This is a genomic window from Paracoccus sp. Ld10, from assembly GCF_045064235.1.
Taxonomy (GTDB): Bacteria; Pseudomonadota; Alphaproteobacteria; order Rhodobacterales; family Rhodobacteraceae; genus Paracoccus.
On record NZ_JBISHD010000020.1, the window covers coordinates 1 to 17,788 of the forward strand.

The window sequence follows — 17,788 nt, forward strand, 5'->3', positions numbered from 1 at the left end:
ATTTTAAGCTCATTCACATGTTCAAGCAGGTCAGCGGGAGGTGGTGGTGCTGCGTTCCTACCACGAGATGGATCGTGCGCATCAGTGATGTCGCAGCAGGTCTTGAAGCCAGTTGCCCATGCTGTGGTATCTGCCTCTGTGAGCACCGTAACCTTAGCAAGGTTTCTTGCATTGATGTAATCGCGGTGGCGGTTGACGACATCACAGAATGCCCGATCCTCAAGGGCTCGCTCCCAAGTACTACGAAGTCGGCTATAAAAATTGGCGACAGCTGTGGCATAGCCTTCGTCATCCTGCGCCTCATATAACTTCGCGGCTGCGCGCGCCTCCTTCTCAAGTTTGTCCAAGCGCTCAGGCACCTTCTGTCCGACCCAGGGGAGACCCTCATGAACGATGCCGGTGCCGGTGCCTGTCTGAGTTAGAGACACCTCCTTTATTGGAGTGTCAGCTTTTCGCGCTAGCGTCTGCAAGTCGTTGAGAAATACTAGATCATGGGTGAATACAACGATTTGCCGCGTGCCCGCTTCATCGACCAAGCGCTCGGCGACCTTCCTGCGCCAACGATGATCGAGGGAGGAGACCGGATCGTCGAAAACCAAGCAAGAGGAGTGCCCGGCCGTCGCCAACTCAGCTAGGAATACCGCTAAAGCGACGCAGGTTTGTTCACCCTCGCTAAGTACCGAGTGAACCTTTGCCTTGTCATTGGCGAATAGTCGCACCTGATAATGGGGTGATCCATATTTGCCGCCTGAGCGAACGATATCCACACGCACTCTGCTCGCAGCGAGCTTCTGGATTTCTTCTTGAAAGCGGTCGCGTATGCGTGGGGTGATGACTTGATCAGCAATGGTATTGCCGAGGGCGGTAATGGCGCGAGTCGAGGTTTCGGTCAGACATTTCGTTACCCGGTCAAGCTGGACCAAGCGTGTGATCTCCGCCTTCGCTTTAGGGAACAGGATCTCGAGCGCCTTACGATCACGCAGTCCATCGCGCTCTTTTTCCAAGCGCTGCCGACCCTCAGGATCAGCTGCCGCCGTCAGTTCATCGGCGTAGCGTAACGTGTCGGCAGCAAGTTGCCGTAACATTGTAGTCGGGTTCGGCGCGGCATCGGGCATGTGCACAATATCGGCGCTGCCGAGCGAGTCGAGGCAAATGCGCCTCCGAAGCCGAGCGGCGGCTAAGCTGCGAAGAACGGCCGCACCGACCGTCGGGGCGCGCAGCCTGACTTGGCGGTGTAGGGGAAAGGAAGATATGCGAACAGGGTTGTTCTCTAATTCACGGAGCGCATCCTTAAAGTCACGCTCGGCCTCTTCGGCAAGTTTTTCGGTGTCAGCTTTAATGAAATTGTCAAAGCCGCTCATTCGCGAGGCGGCGCTTTCTGATAAAGGTTGATGACATAGGACGCATTGCGCTTCTCCCGCAGCCGGCGGGAACGGGAGTTCGGGATAGGCAACCTCTACCGAGTACCTACGTGCGGCCTCCCAAAGTGCGCGCCACGTTGCTTCGCCTATCCCTTTGACAGCATTGGTGCCAAAAGCTGCATCTGCAGCAAGGTTGGCTGTGGCACGCTTGTTACGTGCGTCTTCCGATAGCGCCAGCAAATGCGCTAGCGGCTCGTCGGCTGTCCGCGCCAGGACGGGATCCAAGGCGTCTGCTAAGCGTCGGATAGAAGTAGCAAGAGCCCTTTGCTCGGCCGCCGCCTTTAGGGGATCTCGCGCCAAATCCTCGTTTAGACGGCCAAGCCGGTCCTCATCCACTTCCGAGAGCACTGCGAGTCTCTCAAGGGCATCGAGCTTAGTGGTCGCCCGCAACGCACCTAAGATTTGTCCAACCGGCGATGTGGCGCTCCATGTCGGCTGTGCGAAAACGAGGTCCTGCGCACTCTTGAGTCTTGTCTGTTCTACCGTAAGCGCTTCGCTGACCGCTTGACAGGTCGCAGCCAGTTCATCCGGAATGTCGAGGCCAAAGGGGCGAAAAGCAACTTCATTCTCGCCGCGCACATGGATCGTTGCGCATTCGCGATCGAATACGCTCACAGATGATAAAATTGGGTGAGACCCGTCATTGTTGATCCAGAATATTGGAGAAGCCGGTATAGACCCGGCGGAATAGGATATCGTCGCAGATGCTGTCACCTGTGAAGCGGTGTCGAAGGCATTCGGCAGCAGTTCACCAACGAAGCGAGCACGACAGGCACGTTTAAGGATGCGGGCATAACCCGACTTTCCCACGCCATTGTCGCCATAGATTACAGTTATGCCAGTGGGGCCAAACGAAAGCGTTTGGTCGCCGGACAGGCGATTGACACCTGTCACGTTTGAAATGGACGTGAGCGAGATGGCGGTTCCGGCTGTCGCCACACTTGGAATGTGTTTAGCAGCGAGCGGTAGGGCTTCAATAACCACTCCCTCGGCGCCTCGACCTTTGAGGCACAGCTGCACCAGATCTGCCTTATCTTCTGCGGTCAGTTTCCCCATGCCAATGATGCGGCGAAGAGCATCCTGCTGCCAAAGAGGTCTACCTGTGGACCAATCAAGAATAGTATCGAACACTGACTTCGACTGAGTTGCCGTCATGGAATTGCCCCTTGCCAGAGCCAATTCTGCCTTCCCCACGCGCCGCCACCGACCCAAGCAATATGCCTCAAGTTATCGAAAGCAAACGTAGTTGTTCCGAACTTTGGCCACACACCCTGCTAAATGTCCGTGATCGACGAACTGCTGGCAAGTGATTTCGGTCCGCAGCAATGGTGATAGTACAGCAAGGTGGCGCGTTCCAGGCTCTTCACAGCAGGCACCAGATCAATGCCTTCGCCAATCATATAAAATATGTAACATATTTATTGCACTGCCCCTGAATATATGTTACATATTTCATATAGTCATTGATAGGAGAACCCCATGATGCCCGTAGTCAGAATCAACGATGCAACCTTCGCAGACATCAGCACGCTCAAGACCTGGTTCGGGACCAAGTCTCCGAGCGAGACCATCGACCACATTGTAAAGGAGGCGATGGAGCAACTTGGGATCGAACGCGATGATGAAGCGGAGGGTGCCACCGTAGCATCAACAGGTGGCGCTCTATTATTCGATGCTGCACCCAGCCTCACCTTCACCAAACCAATGAAGGCGACGATCAATGGCAAGCCGATCCAGAACCCAAACTGGGCGTCAATCCTACATTTGATGATAGCGCAGGTTAAAGCTAAGGGGTTCGAAGGTGAAAAGCTGGTCCGCGAACTGGGCGTTCCGGCTAAGGCTGCCAGCTACGACGATGATGGCTACAGGTATTTCCCCGACTTGGGGATCTCGGTGCAGGGACAGTCGGCGTCGGACGCTTGGAAGGAAGTTGATCGACTTGCGAAGAAATGGCGGCTTCCGGTCAACGTCGAATTCGCTTGGCGACAGAACCCCAAAGCTCAGCACCCCGGTAAGGTAGGCATCCTTCGATCGGGAAATTCCTAAATGTGCAGTCGGGGCGTGGTAGGCAAGATGCCCGCAGCACCACAGTACAAACCCAGGCGTTTCTGTAGGGAGCGGAACCAACCATTTCTGACCAGAGAGTTTTGATACTGCGCTATTGGCAAACTTGAAGCCGTGATGGCGCTTGGCACTGAACATGCGTCTATGTACGATTTTGGCCATGACATTTGATCTGAAAAAAGCACTTAGTCTTCCCGACATTCATCACTCCGTCGCTAGACGCGACGAGGTGATGAACCGCTTCGGGCCGCTTTTCCGCGATCCGTCTAGCCTCACGCAGCAAGATTATTTCGATTTCCTGAGCGTTAAGCATAATCACCATTGGTCGGGACTGGAACGCCTCGGTCGCCCAGCAGCAAATGACATGGGCAACCTGCGTGCCGCTATATCCATTCTTGTCGATGAAGCTGCGCCACTTTCGGAAAGATTCAACACGGCTTTGTCGATGGTTCATGGTGTCGGCACCGCTACGCTCTCACCTGTGTTGCTGCTTGCATACCCTGATCGCTATGGCGTTTGGAATGGCACCAGTGAACCGGAAATGCGGGATCGCGGGATTTGGCCTATTTTCCCGAGCGGTTCATCACCTGGAAAAAAATATGAGATCGTCAACACGACACTGATCGACTTGGCCAGAGATCTCGGTGTTGATCTGTGGACCCTGGATGCTCTTTGGTGGGTTAGTAAACTAGAGCGCCAGAACAATGGTGAAATCAAGGACGCTAGATTCAAGGCAGTCTGGAGCATGGCAAACCAAGCCGAGCAAACCGCGAGCCAGTCGTACGGCCAGATCGTTGAGCGCATCGTCAAGAATAAAGACCTCAGACTTTCAAAAGAAGCACTCATGCTACATCTAAACGAGTTGCTGGATGAAACTGGCAATCGTTGCGCAATCACTGGTCTCACCTTGCAGTTCGAAGGTTCAGACAACCAGTTACAACCTTCTTTGGACCGCATTGACAGCCATGGTCATTATGAAATTGGAAATCTGCAGATCGTGGCGCGCTTCATCAATTTTTGGAAGAGCGCCACCAAGGACACCGAGTTCAGAAGACTAATCGCTATCGTGCGGGGCGAATAGATGACAATGACATGGCTCTTGCAGCTATGGCGAGATTTCCCCGGAACGCCTCAGAGAAATCCTACTGGGCGATGCGCCCGCGCCGGATGAACGGGCCAGCGTCAGACAAGCGCTACTGGAGATGGATGCGGTGGCGCTCAACTGCGCCCCGGCGGAAGAACTGGGGCTGATGCTGGCCCAGATCGAAGCGCGGTGTGTGCAGCTGACTGGCCGCAGGCTTGGGTCAGAGTCGCCTAGTGAACTGTCAAGGCAGGCAGGTCCGCCGTTGCTCTTTCAAAGCCAACTGTCTGACAAACCTATTTCTACTGAGTAACAACCTCTTCCCGGGGGTCAAATTCCGGCTCATCCAGCATGAACCCCAACTCAGCATTTTTAAGGTATCCAGATATAATACCTTTTTCATTTAGCCAGTTGAGGTATCTTTGGACTTCATAAAGCTTCATCGAGTTGATGCTAGCTATATCATTGTCCGTTAAATCCACCCACCCTACAAGATATCGTTCTGGATCTTCCCTCCAATCAAAGATTGTGGCCCAGATACTCGTAAGATCATGCTGATTCATCCATTTTTCAAATGTTCTTATCTTGATGATCGATGGTCGCTTGGACCGTTTATTGAAGCGCGGTCTTTCTTCACATATTGCTCTCCGTTCCGCCGCAAGCGCGGTTGGGCCAGTTTCAAACCATGTCACGGCAACATTCGTGATTGAGTGGAACCACTCTGCCTTGGCGTGCTGAGCCATTCTCGCTGGAATATTCAAAGAGACCCCTGCGTATAGTAGGACAGAATCTTTATCGTAAAATCGATACAGAGCTATTCGCCCTGTAGAACGGTAAACTGGCATTTTATCTATCCCGGTCCTGTTTGCGGTCAGGCTTTATCTCTTGGTCCTTATTTTCTCGCATCTTTTCCAAGGCCCCTCGTGCGGCAGCCTGTCTAGGATCACTAGCAACAGAACGATCCTGCTGTTTATGCTGTGACTGGGTTGATGATTGTCCTCTGTCAGCCATACGATTTTCTTCCGCGTTCCGATTTGCCCTGAACATCGCCAAGGGCCCTTTGCTTTGCTCATTCCATATTTCTTTGGAACGGCCCTCTCGCGGGATACTCCGCCATGCGTCTTTGATCTGCTGACGTTCGACGTTCTGACGGGCCATCAGGTCCTGTCGATCCTTTTGAAACCGGCTGTGGTGTTCTCGGTAGCTTTGGCTGCGGAACTCGTTCAAGCGGTCAATTTTCGGTTGCAACGGAGCATCATACCAGCGCTTGAATATCTTCCTGTCCTGCTCTTTTGCAGGGGCAAACGTAGAATTGCGTAACTCTGGATCTCGCAGATTTGCCCATGTCAGCTTCGCAAGTCCGGCGCTCTCTTTGCCCTGCTTCAACGCTCGTTGCTGCTGCTCACGTGCCGCTGTGATGGATAATGCCAAACGTCCTTTGAAAGTCTGATCCAGCCTATCTCTCTGCTTTTCAAGCTTCCATTGTTGGCGACCAAACTGCCTCCACTTGCCTTTGCTCTGAGCATCATAATCACTTCGTGCGGCGCGGAATTTCTCGCGCCATTCGGCGGTAATCTTGTCCTTCCCTGCCTTGTAGTTCTTACCCAGCTCTGCCCATTCCTGTGCGTGTCGCACCTTCTGGGCTTCAGACAGTTCGCGCAGCACCTCTGCGGGAAGCGGAGGGCGGCTTGTAGCGGCGTCACTGGCTTTCATGGCCTCGGGTAGGGTGCGGGTGCTCTCGACTGCTTTCTGACGCTTCTCTGCGGCTACTGCGCGGTTCTGCGCCTTCTTCTCCATGTAAGCCCGTCGCTCTTCCAGCGTGTAGCGGTCCTTCATCGCCTCTTTTCGCTGATACTTGGCTTCCCGGTTTGGCGAGACGATTTTCCCACGTGAACGCTCATAATCCTTTGCCCAGCGGTCCAGTTCACGCTTGGCGTTGGAAAACGTCGCCATGCGACCATCACGGGGGTTCACCCGATTGATGATCAGATGAATATGCTGATGCTTGGTGTCGGTGTGCGAAAACATAGCAACTTGATGGTCGCCAATTCCCAGCCGCTTGATGACGTCATCAGCTGCCTGCTCTATTTCAGCACGGTTCACGCGCTCATCGGGATGCCACGAAAGGGAAAGAGTCTGCACATGAGCATTGCTCTTGCGACCTGTGTTCTTGACCCTGGCCTCTTGCTTCAAACGGTCACCGTCCTGGGCCGTAGCTATCATGATGCGCTCAGCGGTCTTTGGGTCATCCGTCATCAGATTGCGTGTCGCAGACCACTCGACACGGTCGTCTGTCTCGCGAGTTCCCTTGTCATGGGCGTGGTAGTCGTAAGCCCCTTTAAAGCTGAAACCCGGCTTGGAAAGGTTCGGGATCAATCGTCACCCCCTGCCAGCTTCGCTACGGCAGCGCGAACCTCTTCAATGGCCTCGTGCAAATCAGGGGGAATACTGCCGCCAAAATTCAGGTGCTTCGTGATTTGCCAAAGGTTCACGCCAACGCGGTTCAGTTCAGATATGGCAGGCGCGTTGACGCTGTCACGCGTGCGGCGCGGGCGCGGAGGTTTGCTCGTCAGAGATACCGCGCGGACATAGTCGCTTACGCTCGCTCCTGCCGCTGCTGCTGCGGTCTCGATCCGCAACCGCTCGTCCAGCGTCACGCGGAAAGCTATGCGCTCTTGCCGCGTATCCTCAGGGGCCTTCTCTGGACGTCCAGTCTTCTTGATCGCCATGTATCAACCCTCACGCCGTGAAATCCGGCCAGAACGGAAACTCCGGATATTGGAGTTCTGGCCGGATTTCAGCCGCTATCGGCGGCTATACCTGCGCAGCAGGCAAGCGTTTTTGTGCAACAAAAACACTGCTTGTTACTCCACTTAATTTGTACCTATACTTTCAATCATAGGCATCGGTCAAGTTGAAGGGGTGACGGGATGATCGAAGAAGGTGAAGCCGCCCGGGACATTAAGGCTCTGGAAGAAAAAGCCGTCGAGATGCGTCGGTGCGTAGTCAAATTTGTACTTTACCCTTCGCTTGCTCTGCTCGGTTTCGGCTACGCAGTTGGTGCCATTTTTTCGGCATTTGGCGGCAACATGCCCGGTATCGCAGCTGCCTCAATTGGCATCGGAATTCTCGGGCTTCTGCTCACAGCGGTTCTGATGGTTCTGTTCCGCGTGCGCGGTCATCATGGATATGATCGGCAACGTATCGACGGCGCGAAGGTCTTGCGGCTTGAAGAACCGATGACATCCGGTGAGCCGCTCTTGCCAATCGGGTTTGCCAGAATGCCACTTGCAGCAGAGCCCGTTCACACGCTGATCGAAGGCGCAACGGGGATGGGCAAGACACAAGTTCTCAAGGGCATGATGGAATTCATCCGGGCGCGGGGCGACACGGTCGTTGTCGTTGATGACAACTACGACCTGCACAAAGCATTCGGAAAATCGGGTGACATCGTTCTTAGTGCATTTGATGAAGCCTCGCCCGGCTGGCTTCCACAGAACGAGGTTAAAGCTCCAGCCGACTGGTCGGCGCTAGCGCAGTCGTTCATCGGCGATGGGCATGGTGAGGCAGCACAATGGCACCAGATGGCTAAAGCGCTGTTTGCTGCTGTTGGACGGGGGTATGCCCGCATCACGGATGAGGCAGGTGAGCCGTTCGATCATACAGAATTTTTCCACTTGCTCACGCAGGCCTCGGCTGAGGATCTTGCACCATTTGTCAAAGGCACTGCTGCCGCTTCACTTGGCGTCAATGACAAAGCACTGAACAACGTGCGCATGACATTTTTCTCGACGCTAAAATTCTGGGAGTATCTTCGTCCTGGTGATTTTTCTTTGCGTGATTGGGTGGAGCAAGGTGGTGACCGGCCATCGATTTTCATTCCTTACACCCGTAGATCCCTGGAAGAATCCAAAAACCTTATCAGTTGCTGGCTCGATCAGATTATCACAACGGCAGTTGATCTTGGCGAGAACCGTGAAAACCGCGTTTGGGTTATAATCGACGAACTGAGCGGCCTTGGTGAAATTTCTGGGCTTCAGACTGCGGTTACCCTTCTACGGAAAACTGGCTTCAGAGTCGTCTGTGGCATCCAAAATTATGAGCAGATTGAAAAGTTCTATACCTCCGCAGGTGCCAAAACGATCACAAACAACATGGTCAACAAAGTCATTCTCAGGGCAACTGATCCGACAACAGCGGACCGACAATCAAAATTAATAGGTGACGCGCGGTTCAGGATATTCAAAGCATCAGAGTCTGCCTCAGCTGGAGGGAAGGGCGTATCCCTTTCCATGGAAGAAAAAGTTGAGCGTCTTGTCCTGCCTTCAGAACTTTCAAATTTAGCCCCTCTCAATGCCTTTGTTATCTTTTCTGGCGATGAAACTACTTACCGAACGCCGATTCCAGTTTATGGGCTGTCTTAGGATCGTTCTTGCTGTTTGGCTTGATGTGATAATAGCTTTATGCACTCCGGCTTGTGGCCAGTATTGGTCACCACATACTGGTTCTTGCGACGAATGAGCGGTCGTTTGGTAACCTAGTGACCACCTGTAGATCGGATGGAATCTACAGTTATCCACAGAGTGTAGTGTTAAATATGTGTTAGATTCTGTGTTACGCTTAAACTTTAGTTCTTTTTTTTATTTTAAAACAGTGCATTGGCTGAACGCATGGTAACTGATAACACGAACATTGGTAACTGAAATCCTGATTTCGGTAACTGAAAACACGAATCTTGACACTGGTAACTGAAAACACGAATCTTGACACTGGTAACTGAAAACACGAACATCTAGGCATGGTAACTGATAACACGAACCCTCTGACCCCCCTTCTGCCGGATCGCCATCCGCAGCATGACCTGTTCATCTGCGATGTTGCAGATGCTGTGCTCAAAGATGTGATGCAGCACATGGAGCACCCATTTTACTCCCTCTCGAAGAAGCCTGAGACTACGGTTAAGCGGTATAAGAATGGCGATCGCTGGCTTGAAATTACACCCAGTGTCAAAGGCTTAGCTACCATCTATGACAAGGACATCCTGATCTATTGTATCAGTCAGATCATGGCGAAGCTGAAGCTGGGAGAACAGGTGTCCCCTCGGGTCCGGATTAACTCACGCGAACTGCTGATTTTTACAAATAGAGGCACCAGTGGGCGTGAGTATCAATCACTTCTCGATGCGATGGATCGCCTTGAGGGAACACGTATCAGGACCAATATCATCAGCGGCGACGAAGAGCAGATTGATGGCTTTGGTTTGATCGACGCATCTTCGATTCGCCGGAAACACGGCCTCGATGGTCGTCTTCTCTGGTGCGAGATAAAGCTGTCGGACTGGGTTTTCAACGCGATCAGAAATGAAGAGGTGTTGACCTTACACCGTGATTATTTTCGATTGCGCAAGCCTATCGAGCGGCGGGTTTACGAAATTGCCCGGAAACACTGCGGTCAGCAGCGGTCCTGGCGCATCACCCTTTCTAAGCTATTGCTGAAGACTGGCTCACAAAGTCCGGAAAAGCGCTTCCGTCAGATGATCCGCTTATTGGTCCAGCACGATCACCTTCCAGACTACCATGTGGCCTTCGAAGAGGCCGGAGACATGGTTGTTTTCACCAACCGCGGCACCATGACCCCTGCCCCGCTCCTTGAGGGTCGCGTGCCTGCGTTGAAAGCTGAAACTTACGAACGAGCGCGCGAAGCGGCCCCTGGATGGGATGTCCGCTATCTTGAGGGCGAGTGGCGTGGCTGGATTGTGGAACCGCCTCGTGATGCTGACGCAGCTTTCACGGGCTTTTGTCGGAAGTGGTTTGAAAAGCGAGGTCGGCCCAGCTGACGGGTGCCGGCGTAAAAACGAGTTCTGGTTCATATCCGGTAATTAATTTATTTCTGGTTGCGGAAATAATTCCGGTGTTGAAAATAAATCCGGTAACAGATATAAATCTGGTAACAGAAATTTTTCTAGGGTGTGAGCAGTGCCTGTCATCGTTATGGCCAGCCCCAAAGGGGGAGTCGGAAAGTCTACATGTGCAGTCATCCTTGCATCTGAGTTCGCTAGGATGGGGGCGGATGTAACCGTTCTGGACTGCGATCCTAATAAGTCTCTTACCCGTTGGGCCTCCCACGGCCTCCCGAAGGGCGTGACATTGCACAATGAAATTGGGCGGTCCGAGATCGTTCCGACAATCCGGGCGTCTGATGGTGACGGCAAGATCGTGGTGGTCGATCTTGAAGGGGTGGCGTCACAGATGGTTAGCCGGGCGATTTCACAGGCAGACCTAGTCATCGTTCCGATGCAACCCACGGCCCTGGATGCCGAAATTGGGTCGGAGGCCTTGGCGCTGGTCCGGGAAGAGGAAGAGGCGCTTGGCCGTAGAATTCGTCACGCTGTCGTTCTGACGAAAACCAGCGCAGCCGTGAAGAGCCGTGTTCAGAAGGAACTGGAAGTACAACTGCGCGGGGCAGGGATCGATTTGATTGAGCCCTCTCTCGTTGCTAGAGCAGCGTTCTCGGAAATCTTCGCGTATGGAGGTGACCTCACCAAGATGCTGCATGATCCGGAAATGGTAACGGGCGGGAAGATCGACAAAGCAATCGAGAACGCCAGACGCTTCACGGAGGCTGTCTATGAACGAATCAAATAGGCTTGCTGGGCTGAAGGCCCGCCCGAAAGACACGACCGTCGAAGACGTGCAGCGCATAGATGCAGTTGGGGAAGCAAGAGGGTTCTTGGATCGAACTCCGCGCAAGAAACCAGGCCGAAAACCAAGCCCTCGAACGCATCAGCTCCATCCCAAAGTCTTCCCTGAGATAGGTGAAGCGATTGCAACAGAAGCTGAACGTTTGGGCATTACTCAAGGCCAGTTAGTCGAAGAGATGTGGAACATGTATCAAGCCAATGTTCTCCAAAAAAACAAAAAAGAAGAGAACTAAACTATGGTGAAGTGTGTAAGTATTTTCTCCGGCGCAGGTGGTCTTGATGTTGGTGCCCACCAAGCAGGTGTCGATATAGTGGCCTGCATAGAGAATGATGCCGATGCAGCGCAGACACTCAGAATAAATAATGATCTACTCGGTGCCGAGGTGCTTGAGAAGGATATCCAAGAAGTTGACTTCCGGGTTTGGTCTAGTTCTGAGCCAAGCATTCTGATTGGTGGGCCACCTTGCCAACCGTTCTCAAAAAATGGGTACTGGGTTAAGAACGATAATCGTCTCATCGAACACGATCCGAGGAATATGCTAGGTCAGTTTGTACGCGCACTGACAGAGATGCAGCCGTCAGGATTCCTTTTTGAAAACGTTGAGAGCATCCTCCATCCAACGAACAAGAGCACATTCGAGGCCTTTGTTAAGGAAGCCGAAGCGCATGGGTATACCTGTACCGTTTTTAAGACTAACTCCGCTGACTTCGGCGTCCCGCAGAAAAGAAAGCGCGTTTTCGTCTTTGGAGTAAAACGGGCAGGAGCACCAATACCATATCCTGAGGGGACGTACGCGGACCCCAAAAAGCCAGAAAAGATGAATGGCCACACTCCCTACGTAGGGGTTGGAGAGTTCATTGCACCTTATGCGGGGCCAGAGTTTTCCGAGCCACAAGAGGATGCAAGCGGTGGAACTTACTATCAAGAACTACTCCATGTGCCTTCGGGCAGAAACTACATTGGGCTGCGTGACGTAGACGGTTATGGGGGCCGGACATTCCGGCCAGGCGGACGTTTCTGGAATTTCCTGTACAAACTGCACCCTGATGAACCTTCGATTACCATTGCTGCTCAGCCGGGTCCTTGGGTCGGTCCCTTCCATTGGAGCAGTCGCAGACTGCGAGTTCCTGAGATCGCAGCCATTCAAACTTTTCCTAAAGATTATCGGTTCTACGGTACGCGCAGGTCGATTCAAAAACAGATAGGAAACGCGGTTCCATGCTTGCTCGGCCGAGAGATGGTCACCCATTTGATAAAACACTTGCCCTAGTGCGGTTGGACGAGGGGAGAGGGTTTATTATGAAAGATATAAACTATGGCCAGAACGATGGTTTTGACCCAAGTGAAGGGTTACGAACTCTTGGCTTTACTTGGACCGCGCAGATTGATGCTGTACAGCAGTGTGCGGAGGAGGCGGAGAGGCAGCTGTCGTATGTTTCTTTGTGCAAATCTGAGCATGAAAGAAAGAAGCTTGGGTCGTACTATACCCCCACGGATGTAGCAGATTTTTTTTGGAGAGAACTCTTTGTTCAAAAAGAAATATTCACCAACAGAGATGCGCTTTCCTTCTTAAGAAAGCATCATTTTGTTGAACCTGCTGCTGGAGCAGGAGCCTTGATATTCGCGTTGATGAAGAGGTTTGTTGCCCTTGGCTTAACCCCTGACCAATTAGCAGAACTCGAACTCTCGATTGTTGATATAAACGCAAACGCACTGTCTTTCGTAGAGGAACAGATCGAAAGTTTGGCTAAAAATTGGAATGTTGTTTTTGACAGAGTCCATCTTGTTAGGAATAACTTCCTAGAATTGCGATTAGATAACGGAACGAAACCCTATTTTTTCTTTGGCAACCCTCCCTTTGTAGGAAATAAAAAAGAACTGTCGCCCTGGAAGAACCTCTATGCTGATTTTCTTGAGAAAGCTTTGCAGCATATTGAGGGGGTGGGCGGCGTGCATTTCATCCTGCCACTATCCATAGCATTTAGCAGGGATTATAATGCTCTAAGGACAGCGATCTTAAAGGTGGGCGGTACCGTTTGCCTGTCAAACTTCGACAACATCCCGGATACTTTATTCAAGTCCGGCAAGCCAAGTCATACAAACACTAATAAGGCAAACAGCCAAAGGTGTACTATCCTAACAATACTACCAGAGGGACCGAGAAGGGTGCTTGCAACGCGCCTGCTAAGATGGAGCAAAAAGGATCGAGCAACGTTGCTTGGGAGATCTCCTGAATATTTTGACGTATCTGGTTATGCCTTTGACAAGCAGATTCCTAGACCAGATAGTCAGGCGATTCTGGACTATTTAAACTTGGCGGCTGATAGCCCACGCCTAGGAACAATCTTAGCGAAAAGCGGCAGACACGAGTTGTTCGTTGCAGGTGTCGCGCGGAACTACATTAGCCTTCGAGAAGGTCCAGCAAATGGCGTTCACGCCTTGGGCTTCAAAAGTGAAGAAGACTTCCTCTTAGGGCTAGGTATTTTGAGTTCAGATCTCTTCCTCTCATATTGGCTGTCCCTAGGGGACGGGTTTCATCTGACGAAGGGCAATATCTTTAATTTTCCCTTGCACCACACGCTTGTTCGCGAGTGTGAATACAATGCATCTGCTCTACGCAAAGCATGGCAAGCGCGTCAGCGCTTCCAGAAGGGAAAACTCAACTCGGGTCAAATGACTAGATCATTCGACCTGACAAATGCGGTACCATCTTTGATAGGAGCATGATCCTAAAAGAAAATTATGTGGTCACATCAGATCAGTGCGGCTAGTGTCCGTGATAAGGTACTCAAGCAACGGAAATTTTCATGGCTACGCAGTCTCGCACAAATGGGGAACTATACGATGGACCGGAACCTGACCATGCAACAGCCGATCAGTGGGAAGATATCTTAAATCGATCGTTGAGTTCGCTCGGCTGGGCGTTGAATCTGACAAGGCATGATCCTCCCCCACGATCTAACTTTGTTAGGTTCACTGCTGAAGTTAGCAAAGCAGGTGAAGTGCTGACACTAGAGATTTATCCATTCCGAAATCTAAGTTGGCGAAACCGGGGCGTAGACGAGAAGGGCATCCAATTAACCAGAGACTACGACGAGCATGCAGCGCATTTTCAGCTGGGAAGAAATGGCAACCATCGGTGCTTGCTCTTAGGGGTCTATAACGGAGCCAATAATGAGCCAGTTATCTGTGCGTGGGACTCTTCTGCCTATTTAGGCCATGCCAATCCAAACACTTGCTACACTGATGTACATGCAATTTCCAATGCGTATAAAATCGGATTTGGCCGATATCTGGACCGCAGAAACAACAGGTACGCATGTTGCTTCCAGCCGGAATTTATCCACTACTACATAGCAAACATGGATACCCTCCATCTTCCGCCAGGCGTTATGGAACGCGAAGAGGATGCAGCTGATCCGGAAGGAGTAACCGGCGCTGAAAATTTGATTTTCTACGGTGCGCCAGGGACAGGCAAGACCCATACCGTCAATGAACTAATTGTTAATAAGCAGTTTACCCGAACAGTCTTCCACCCAGATCTTCAGAACGGTGACTTTGTAGGAGCGCTAAAACCCGTCACTCGCGACGGAAACGTAACATACGAGTTCTCACCTGGGCCTTTTGCGCATGCCGTCAAAGAAGCTATCCTTCGGCCAAATGAGGAGGTGTTCCTTGTTATTGAAGAACTCAACCGCGCTCCTGCCGCCGCAGTTTTTGGTGATCTTTTCCTTTTGTTGGATCGCGACCCTACAGGTCTTGGTCGATACGATGCTGACTTTCCAACAGATGAATTCAAGACTTGGTTAAGTACAAATTGCGGTCACGAAATTAGGAAGCTTAGGTTGCCCGCCAATCTCTGGCTAGTTGCCACCATGAACAGCGCAGACCAGGGTGTTTTTCCACTGGACACGGCTTTTCGTCGTCGCTGGAAACAAGAGTACATCAACATTGACTATGCGAATTCGCCTCATGGAAATTTCAATGTCGTCAGGACTGATAGAAGCAGGGTATCTATCTCATGGGCTGACTTCGCCCCCATCTTGAACGACTATCTGACTGAGCATCTGTCAATCGCCGAAGATCGCTTACTCGGACCGTGGTTTGTGTCTGATGTTGAACTTGCTTCAAGCGATTTAGTGCCCGGAAAAATACTTATCTATCTCTGGGATGATCTTCTTCGACACCATGGGCGGGACATTATTTTCAACACTGGAACTGTGAAAACATATGGAGCGTTGTCTCACCGCATATCTTCAAACGAGCCGGTCTTCGCAGAGGGTTTCCTAACCGCCCTCGAAGCAGCGTTTCAGGAAGTTGCAAGCGATGCATGATGAGCCTCGCGTACTTCAAGATCGGATTCTTGTTCAGCTTCTAGAAGAACGCTACCAAAAACTTGTCGTAGAACTGCGCTTGCAAGGCCAAGGGAAAACTCTTCAAGATGGAGCGGTTCATTTTTGCGGGCTAGCATGTACCAGTTCCTCAGACAGCTATGTTTTTGTACCGCGCAACGCGCTCAAGGGTTCAAAGCTAGAGAACCAGCGCATAGCCAGAACTACGATGAGAGTGCTGGCAAAGTACGGTCAGGACACCCGAGATCGACAAGGCACCTCCTCCGCAGAAGAGGGAAATGTGGGGTTGATCTCAACAGTCCAAGACTTGGCCGATGACTTTCGAAGGTATGGGGTTTTCGCGGAAAGAGTGCGCTACCAGACAAAGAATTCCGGCAAGCCAAACTGGCCGCGCACCGCTGCGCGCGAACTTGCTATGGTTTCAACTAACGGCAACATCGTCTACCCCAACATTCGAACAAGTCGAACGCTGAACGCACACGACAGCATCTTAGCACAAATCCAAGTCGGAGTGCTTCTAGAAATTGTTGAACATCATGGCTGGTGGCTGGAAGGCCTGCGTGGCCGTGAAGCCGAACTTAAGGCCTATGCATCGCCCAGTTTTCCTCGTTTTCTCTGGTCTCAAAAACTGCAAACTCTGCTGCCGAACTTGTTCGCACAAAGGGCGATTAGGTTAGTATATTCACTGATCGCATATTTAGATGAGAACGCTCACCAAAATGATGGCGTCACCTTGTATGGTATGGATGACTTTCATTGGGTTTGGGAGCGAATGCTCCGAGAAGTCATTCCAGGAGCAGAAAGCGGATGGAACTCACGGCTTCCGAAACCTGCCTATAGACATATAGCTTCCGGACGGCTGCAAGTGCAGGAACGAGGAATGCAGACAGATATTGTAGTACGAGATGGCGCAGCGCTTAAAGTGCTAGACGCTAAGTACTACGACGCGACGACTGTTCCAAACTCGCCCGGCTGGCCCGACATTGTGAAGCAACTTTTCTATCACCTTGCCTTAAACTCCGTAACAGCTGATGAAGTGCGAACAGGAAGCTTTGTCTTTCCCGCCCAGAACGACGGTGAAGGCCCATTCTCACAAGTCGCTGTTGTTGGGCCGGATCAGATAGAAGTTGGCGGCTTCCCGAGCATAAATTGCATCTATTTAAACGTTGTCGCGGTCATGGAAGCGTATCTCGGAAAAAGGAAAATCCAGGTCGAAATCCCTTAGCCTTGAGCACATCTACGCTCGTCGTACAGTCCGCTGACTGACTTTGAACAACCGTGCGATCTCGAGGATAGCCCGGTGCTCCTCGTCCCTCATCCTTCGCACTTCTTCCTTTTGAGCGACTGACAAAGCAGGGGGTCTTCCACCGATCCGTCCACGCTTTCTGGCTGAAGCCAGGCCCTCCATGGTTCTTTCGGAAATCCGCTCGCGTTCGAACTGTGCAATAGAAGCAAACACATGGAAGACGAGGCGGCCAGCTGGCGTCGTCGTGTCGATGTCCTCAGCCAAGGATCGGAAGCCCGCACCGCGCTCGCGGACTGCTTCGACAATCTCCAGAAGGTCTTTCAAGGATCGAGCGAGGCGGTCATACTTTGTGACGGTCACAACATCGCCGTCGCGGAGTTGCTCCAGCATCGTTCCCAGTTCTGGTCTCATGCGCTTTGATCCGCTGATCTTGTCCGCAAATACCTTCTCTGCTCCAGCTGCCAAAAGAGCGTCAGTCTGTGAATCCAAGCTTTGGCCGTCAGTGCTAACGCGAGCATATCCAATGATCATGCCTCAATGTGACAAAAACCTGCCAAAACTGCAAAGGTTTTGCCGGGGGTTTTTGTCATCGCTAACCGCTTGATTTCAAGTAAGGCAGGGAAAAGTGGACAAAAACGACCGTTTTTGTCCGGTAGCTGCCATTCATGACCTGTGCGGCGCAAATCAGCTTCGAGCCCATTTCGCCGTTCATGCTTGCTGCAGCGAATGCAGTCGTAGCATTGAAGCTGGAGCCTAAGCGATTGCCTTCTGTCTGAGCCGTAAGCTTTCGTCCCAGATTTTAAGCTCATTCACATGTTCAAGCAGGTCAGCGGGAGGTGGTGGTGCTGCGTTCCTACCACGAGATGGATCGTGCGCATCAGTGATGTCGCAGCAGGTCTTGAAGCCAGTTGCCCATGCTGTGG

Annotated in this window: 16 protein-coding genes; 10 read left to right on the top strand and 6 right to left on the bottom strand. The window is 51.9% G+C overall.

Annotated elements, in window-relative coordinates:
• Nucleotides 1–2,576, bottom strand: a 2,576-nt coding sequence (locus ACJJVR_RS05085; protein WP_405402743.1) for an AAA family ATPase, incomplete at its 3' end; no start/stop codon positions are given.
• Between the two features lie 324 nt (nucleotides 2,577–2,900).
• Between ACJJVR_RS05085 and ACJJVR_RS05090 the strand changes: the two genes are divergently transcribed.
• Both ACJJVR_RS05090 and ACJJVR_RS05095 read left to right on the top strand, forming a co-directional pair.
• Complete coding sequence (locus ACJJVR_RS05090) at nucleotides 2,901–3,467, top strand: T4SS efffector SepA family protein (RefSeq protein WP_405402744.1); 567 nt, start codon at nucleotides 2,901–2,903, stop codon at nucleotides 3,465–3,467.
• Nucleotides 3,468–3,609: 142 nt separating this feature from the next.
• Nucleotides 3,610–4,566, top strand: a complete 957-nt coding sequence (locus tag ACJJVR_RS05095) for a hypothetical protein (RefSeq protein ID WP_405402746.1) — start codon at nucleotides 3,610–3,612, stop codon at nucleotides 4,564–4,566.
• A gap of 302 nt (nucleotides 4,567–4,868) precedes the next feature.
• On the opposite strand, the gene ACJJVR_RS05100 is transcribed toward ACJJVR_RS05095, so the two are convergent.
• The 3 genes from ACJJVR_RS05100 to ACJJVR_RS05110 all read right to left on the bottom strand — a co-directional run bounded on the left by ACJJVR_RS05100 (nucleotide 4,869) and on the right by ACJJVR_RS05110 (nucleotide 7,295).
• Nucleotides 4,869–5,309, bottom strand: a complete 441-nt coding sequence (locus ACJJVR_RS05100; RefSeq protein WP_405402748.1) for a hypothetical protein — start codon at nucleotides 5,307–5,309, stop codon at nucleotides 4,869–4,871.
• A 103-nt stretch (nucleotides 5,310–5,412) separates the two neighbouring features.
• Nucleotides 5,413–6,942, bottom strand: a complete 1,530-nt coding sequence (locus ACJJVR_RS05105; RefSeq protein WP_405402750.1) for a relaxase/mobilization nuclease domain-containing protein — start codon at nucleotides 6,940–6,942, stop codon at nucleotides 5,413–5,415.
• Nucleotides 6,939–7,295, bottom strand: coding sequence for a plasmid mobilization protein (locus ACJJVR_RS05110; protein ID WP_405402752.1), 357 nt, complete (start codon nucleotides 7,293–7,295; stop codon nucleotides 6,939–6,941). The genes ACJJVR_RS05105 and ACJJVR_RS05110 overlap by 4 nt, the downstream gene beginning before the upstream one ends.
• Before the next feature lie 201 nt (nucleotides 7,296–7,496).
• On the opposite strand from ACJJVR_RS05110, the gene ACJJVR_RS05115 reads away from it, so the two are divergent.
• The 8 genes from ACJJVR_RS05115 to ACJJVR_RS05150 all read left to right on the top strand — a co-directional run bounded on the left by ACJJVR_RS05115 (nucleotide 7,497) and on the right by ACJJVR_RS05150 (nucleotide 16,844).
• Complete coding sequence (locus ACJJVR_RS05115; protein ID WP_405402754.1) at nucleotides 7,497–8,990, top strand: type IV secretion system DNA-binding domain-containing protein; 1,494 nt, start codon at nucleotides 7,497–7,499, stop codon at nucleotides 8,988–8,990.
• 374 nt (nucleotides 8,991–9,364) lie between these two features.
• Nucleotides 9,365–10,402 carry a replication initiator protein A gene (locus tag ACJJVR_RS05120; protein WP_405402756.1) on the top strand — a complete coding sequence of 346 codons (1,038 nt, stop codon included), beginning with the start codon at nucleotides 9,365–9,367 and terminating at the stop codon, nucleotides 10,400–10,402.
• A 154-nt stretch (nucleotides 10,403–10,556) separates the two neighbouring features.
• Nucleotides 10,557–11,210, top strand: a complete 654-nt coding sequence (locus ACJJVR_RS05125; RefSeq protein ID WP_405402768.1) for a ParA family protein — start codon at nucleotides 10,557–10,559, stop codon at nucleotides 11,208–11,210.
• Nucleotides 11,194–11,499: a chromosome partitioning protein ParB gene (locus tag ACJJVR_RS05130; protein ID WP_405402757.1), complete on the top strand. Its 306-nt coding sequence runs from the start codon at nucleotides 11,194–11,196 to the stop codon at nucleotides 11,497–11,499. Before ACJJVR_RS05125 ends, ACJJVR_RS05130 begins: the two co-directional genes overlap by 17 nt.
• Nucleotides 11,500–11,502: 3 nt before the next feature.
• Nucleotides 11,503–12,537 carry a DNA cytosine methyltransferase gene (locus ACJJVR_RS05135; protein WP_405402759.1) on the top strand — a complete coding sequence of 345 codons (1,035 nt, stop codon included), beginning with the start codon at nucleotides 11,503–11,505 and terminating at the stop codon, nucleotides 12,535–12,537.
• 29 nt (nucleotides 12,538–12,566) lie between these two features.
• The gene (locus ACJJVR_RS05140; RefSeq protein WP_405402760.1) at nucleotides 12,567–13,994 is read left to right on the top strand and encodes a hypothetical protein; all 1,428 of its coding nucleotides are present in this window, start codon (nucleotides 12,567–12,569) and stop codon (nucleotides 13,992–13,994) included.
• 80 nt (nucleotides 13,995–14,074) lie between these two features.
• The gene (locus ACJJVR_RS05145) at nucleotides 14,075–15,601 is read left to right on the top strand and encodes an AAA family ATPase (protein ID WP_405402762.1); all 1,527 of its coding nucleotides are present in this window, start codon (nucleotides 14,075–14,077) and stop codon (nucleotides 15,599–15,601) included.
• Nucleotides 15,594–16,844, top strand: coding sequence for an LlaJI family restriction endonuclease (locus ACJJVR_RS05150; RefSeq protein WP_405402764.1), 1,251 nt, complete (start codon nucleotides 15,594–15,596; stop codon nucleotides 16,842–16,844). The genes ACJJVR_RS05145 and ACJJVR_RS05150 overlap by 8 nt, the downstream gene beginning before the upstream one ends.
• A 12-nt stretch (nucleotides 16,845–16,856) precedes the next feature.
• Here ACJJVR_RS05150 and ACJJVR_RS05155 read toward each other — a convergent pair whose 3' ends face one another.
• Both ACJJVR_RS05155 and ACJJVR_RS05160 read right to left on the bottom strand, forming a co-directional pair.
• Nucleotides 16,857–17,396 carry a recombinase family protein gene (locus ACJJVR_RS05155; protein WP_405402766.1) on the bottom strand — a complete coding sequence of 180 codons (540 nt, stop codon included), beginning with the start codon at nucleotides 17,394–17,396 and terminating at the stop codon, nucleotides 16,857–16,859.
• Complete coding sequence (locus ACJJVR_RS05160) at nucleotides 17,393–17,674, bottom strand: hypothetical protein (RefSeq protein WP_405402767.1); 282 nt, start codon at nucleotides 17,672–17,674, stop codon at nucleotides 17,393–17,395. The genes ACJJVR_RS05155 and ACJJVR_RS05160 overlap by 4 nt, the downstream gene beginning before the upstream one ends.
• Nucleotides 17,675–17,788 lie beyond the last annotated feature (114 nt).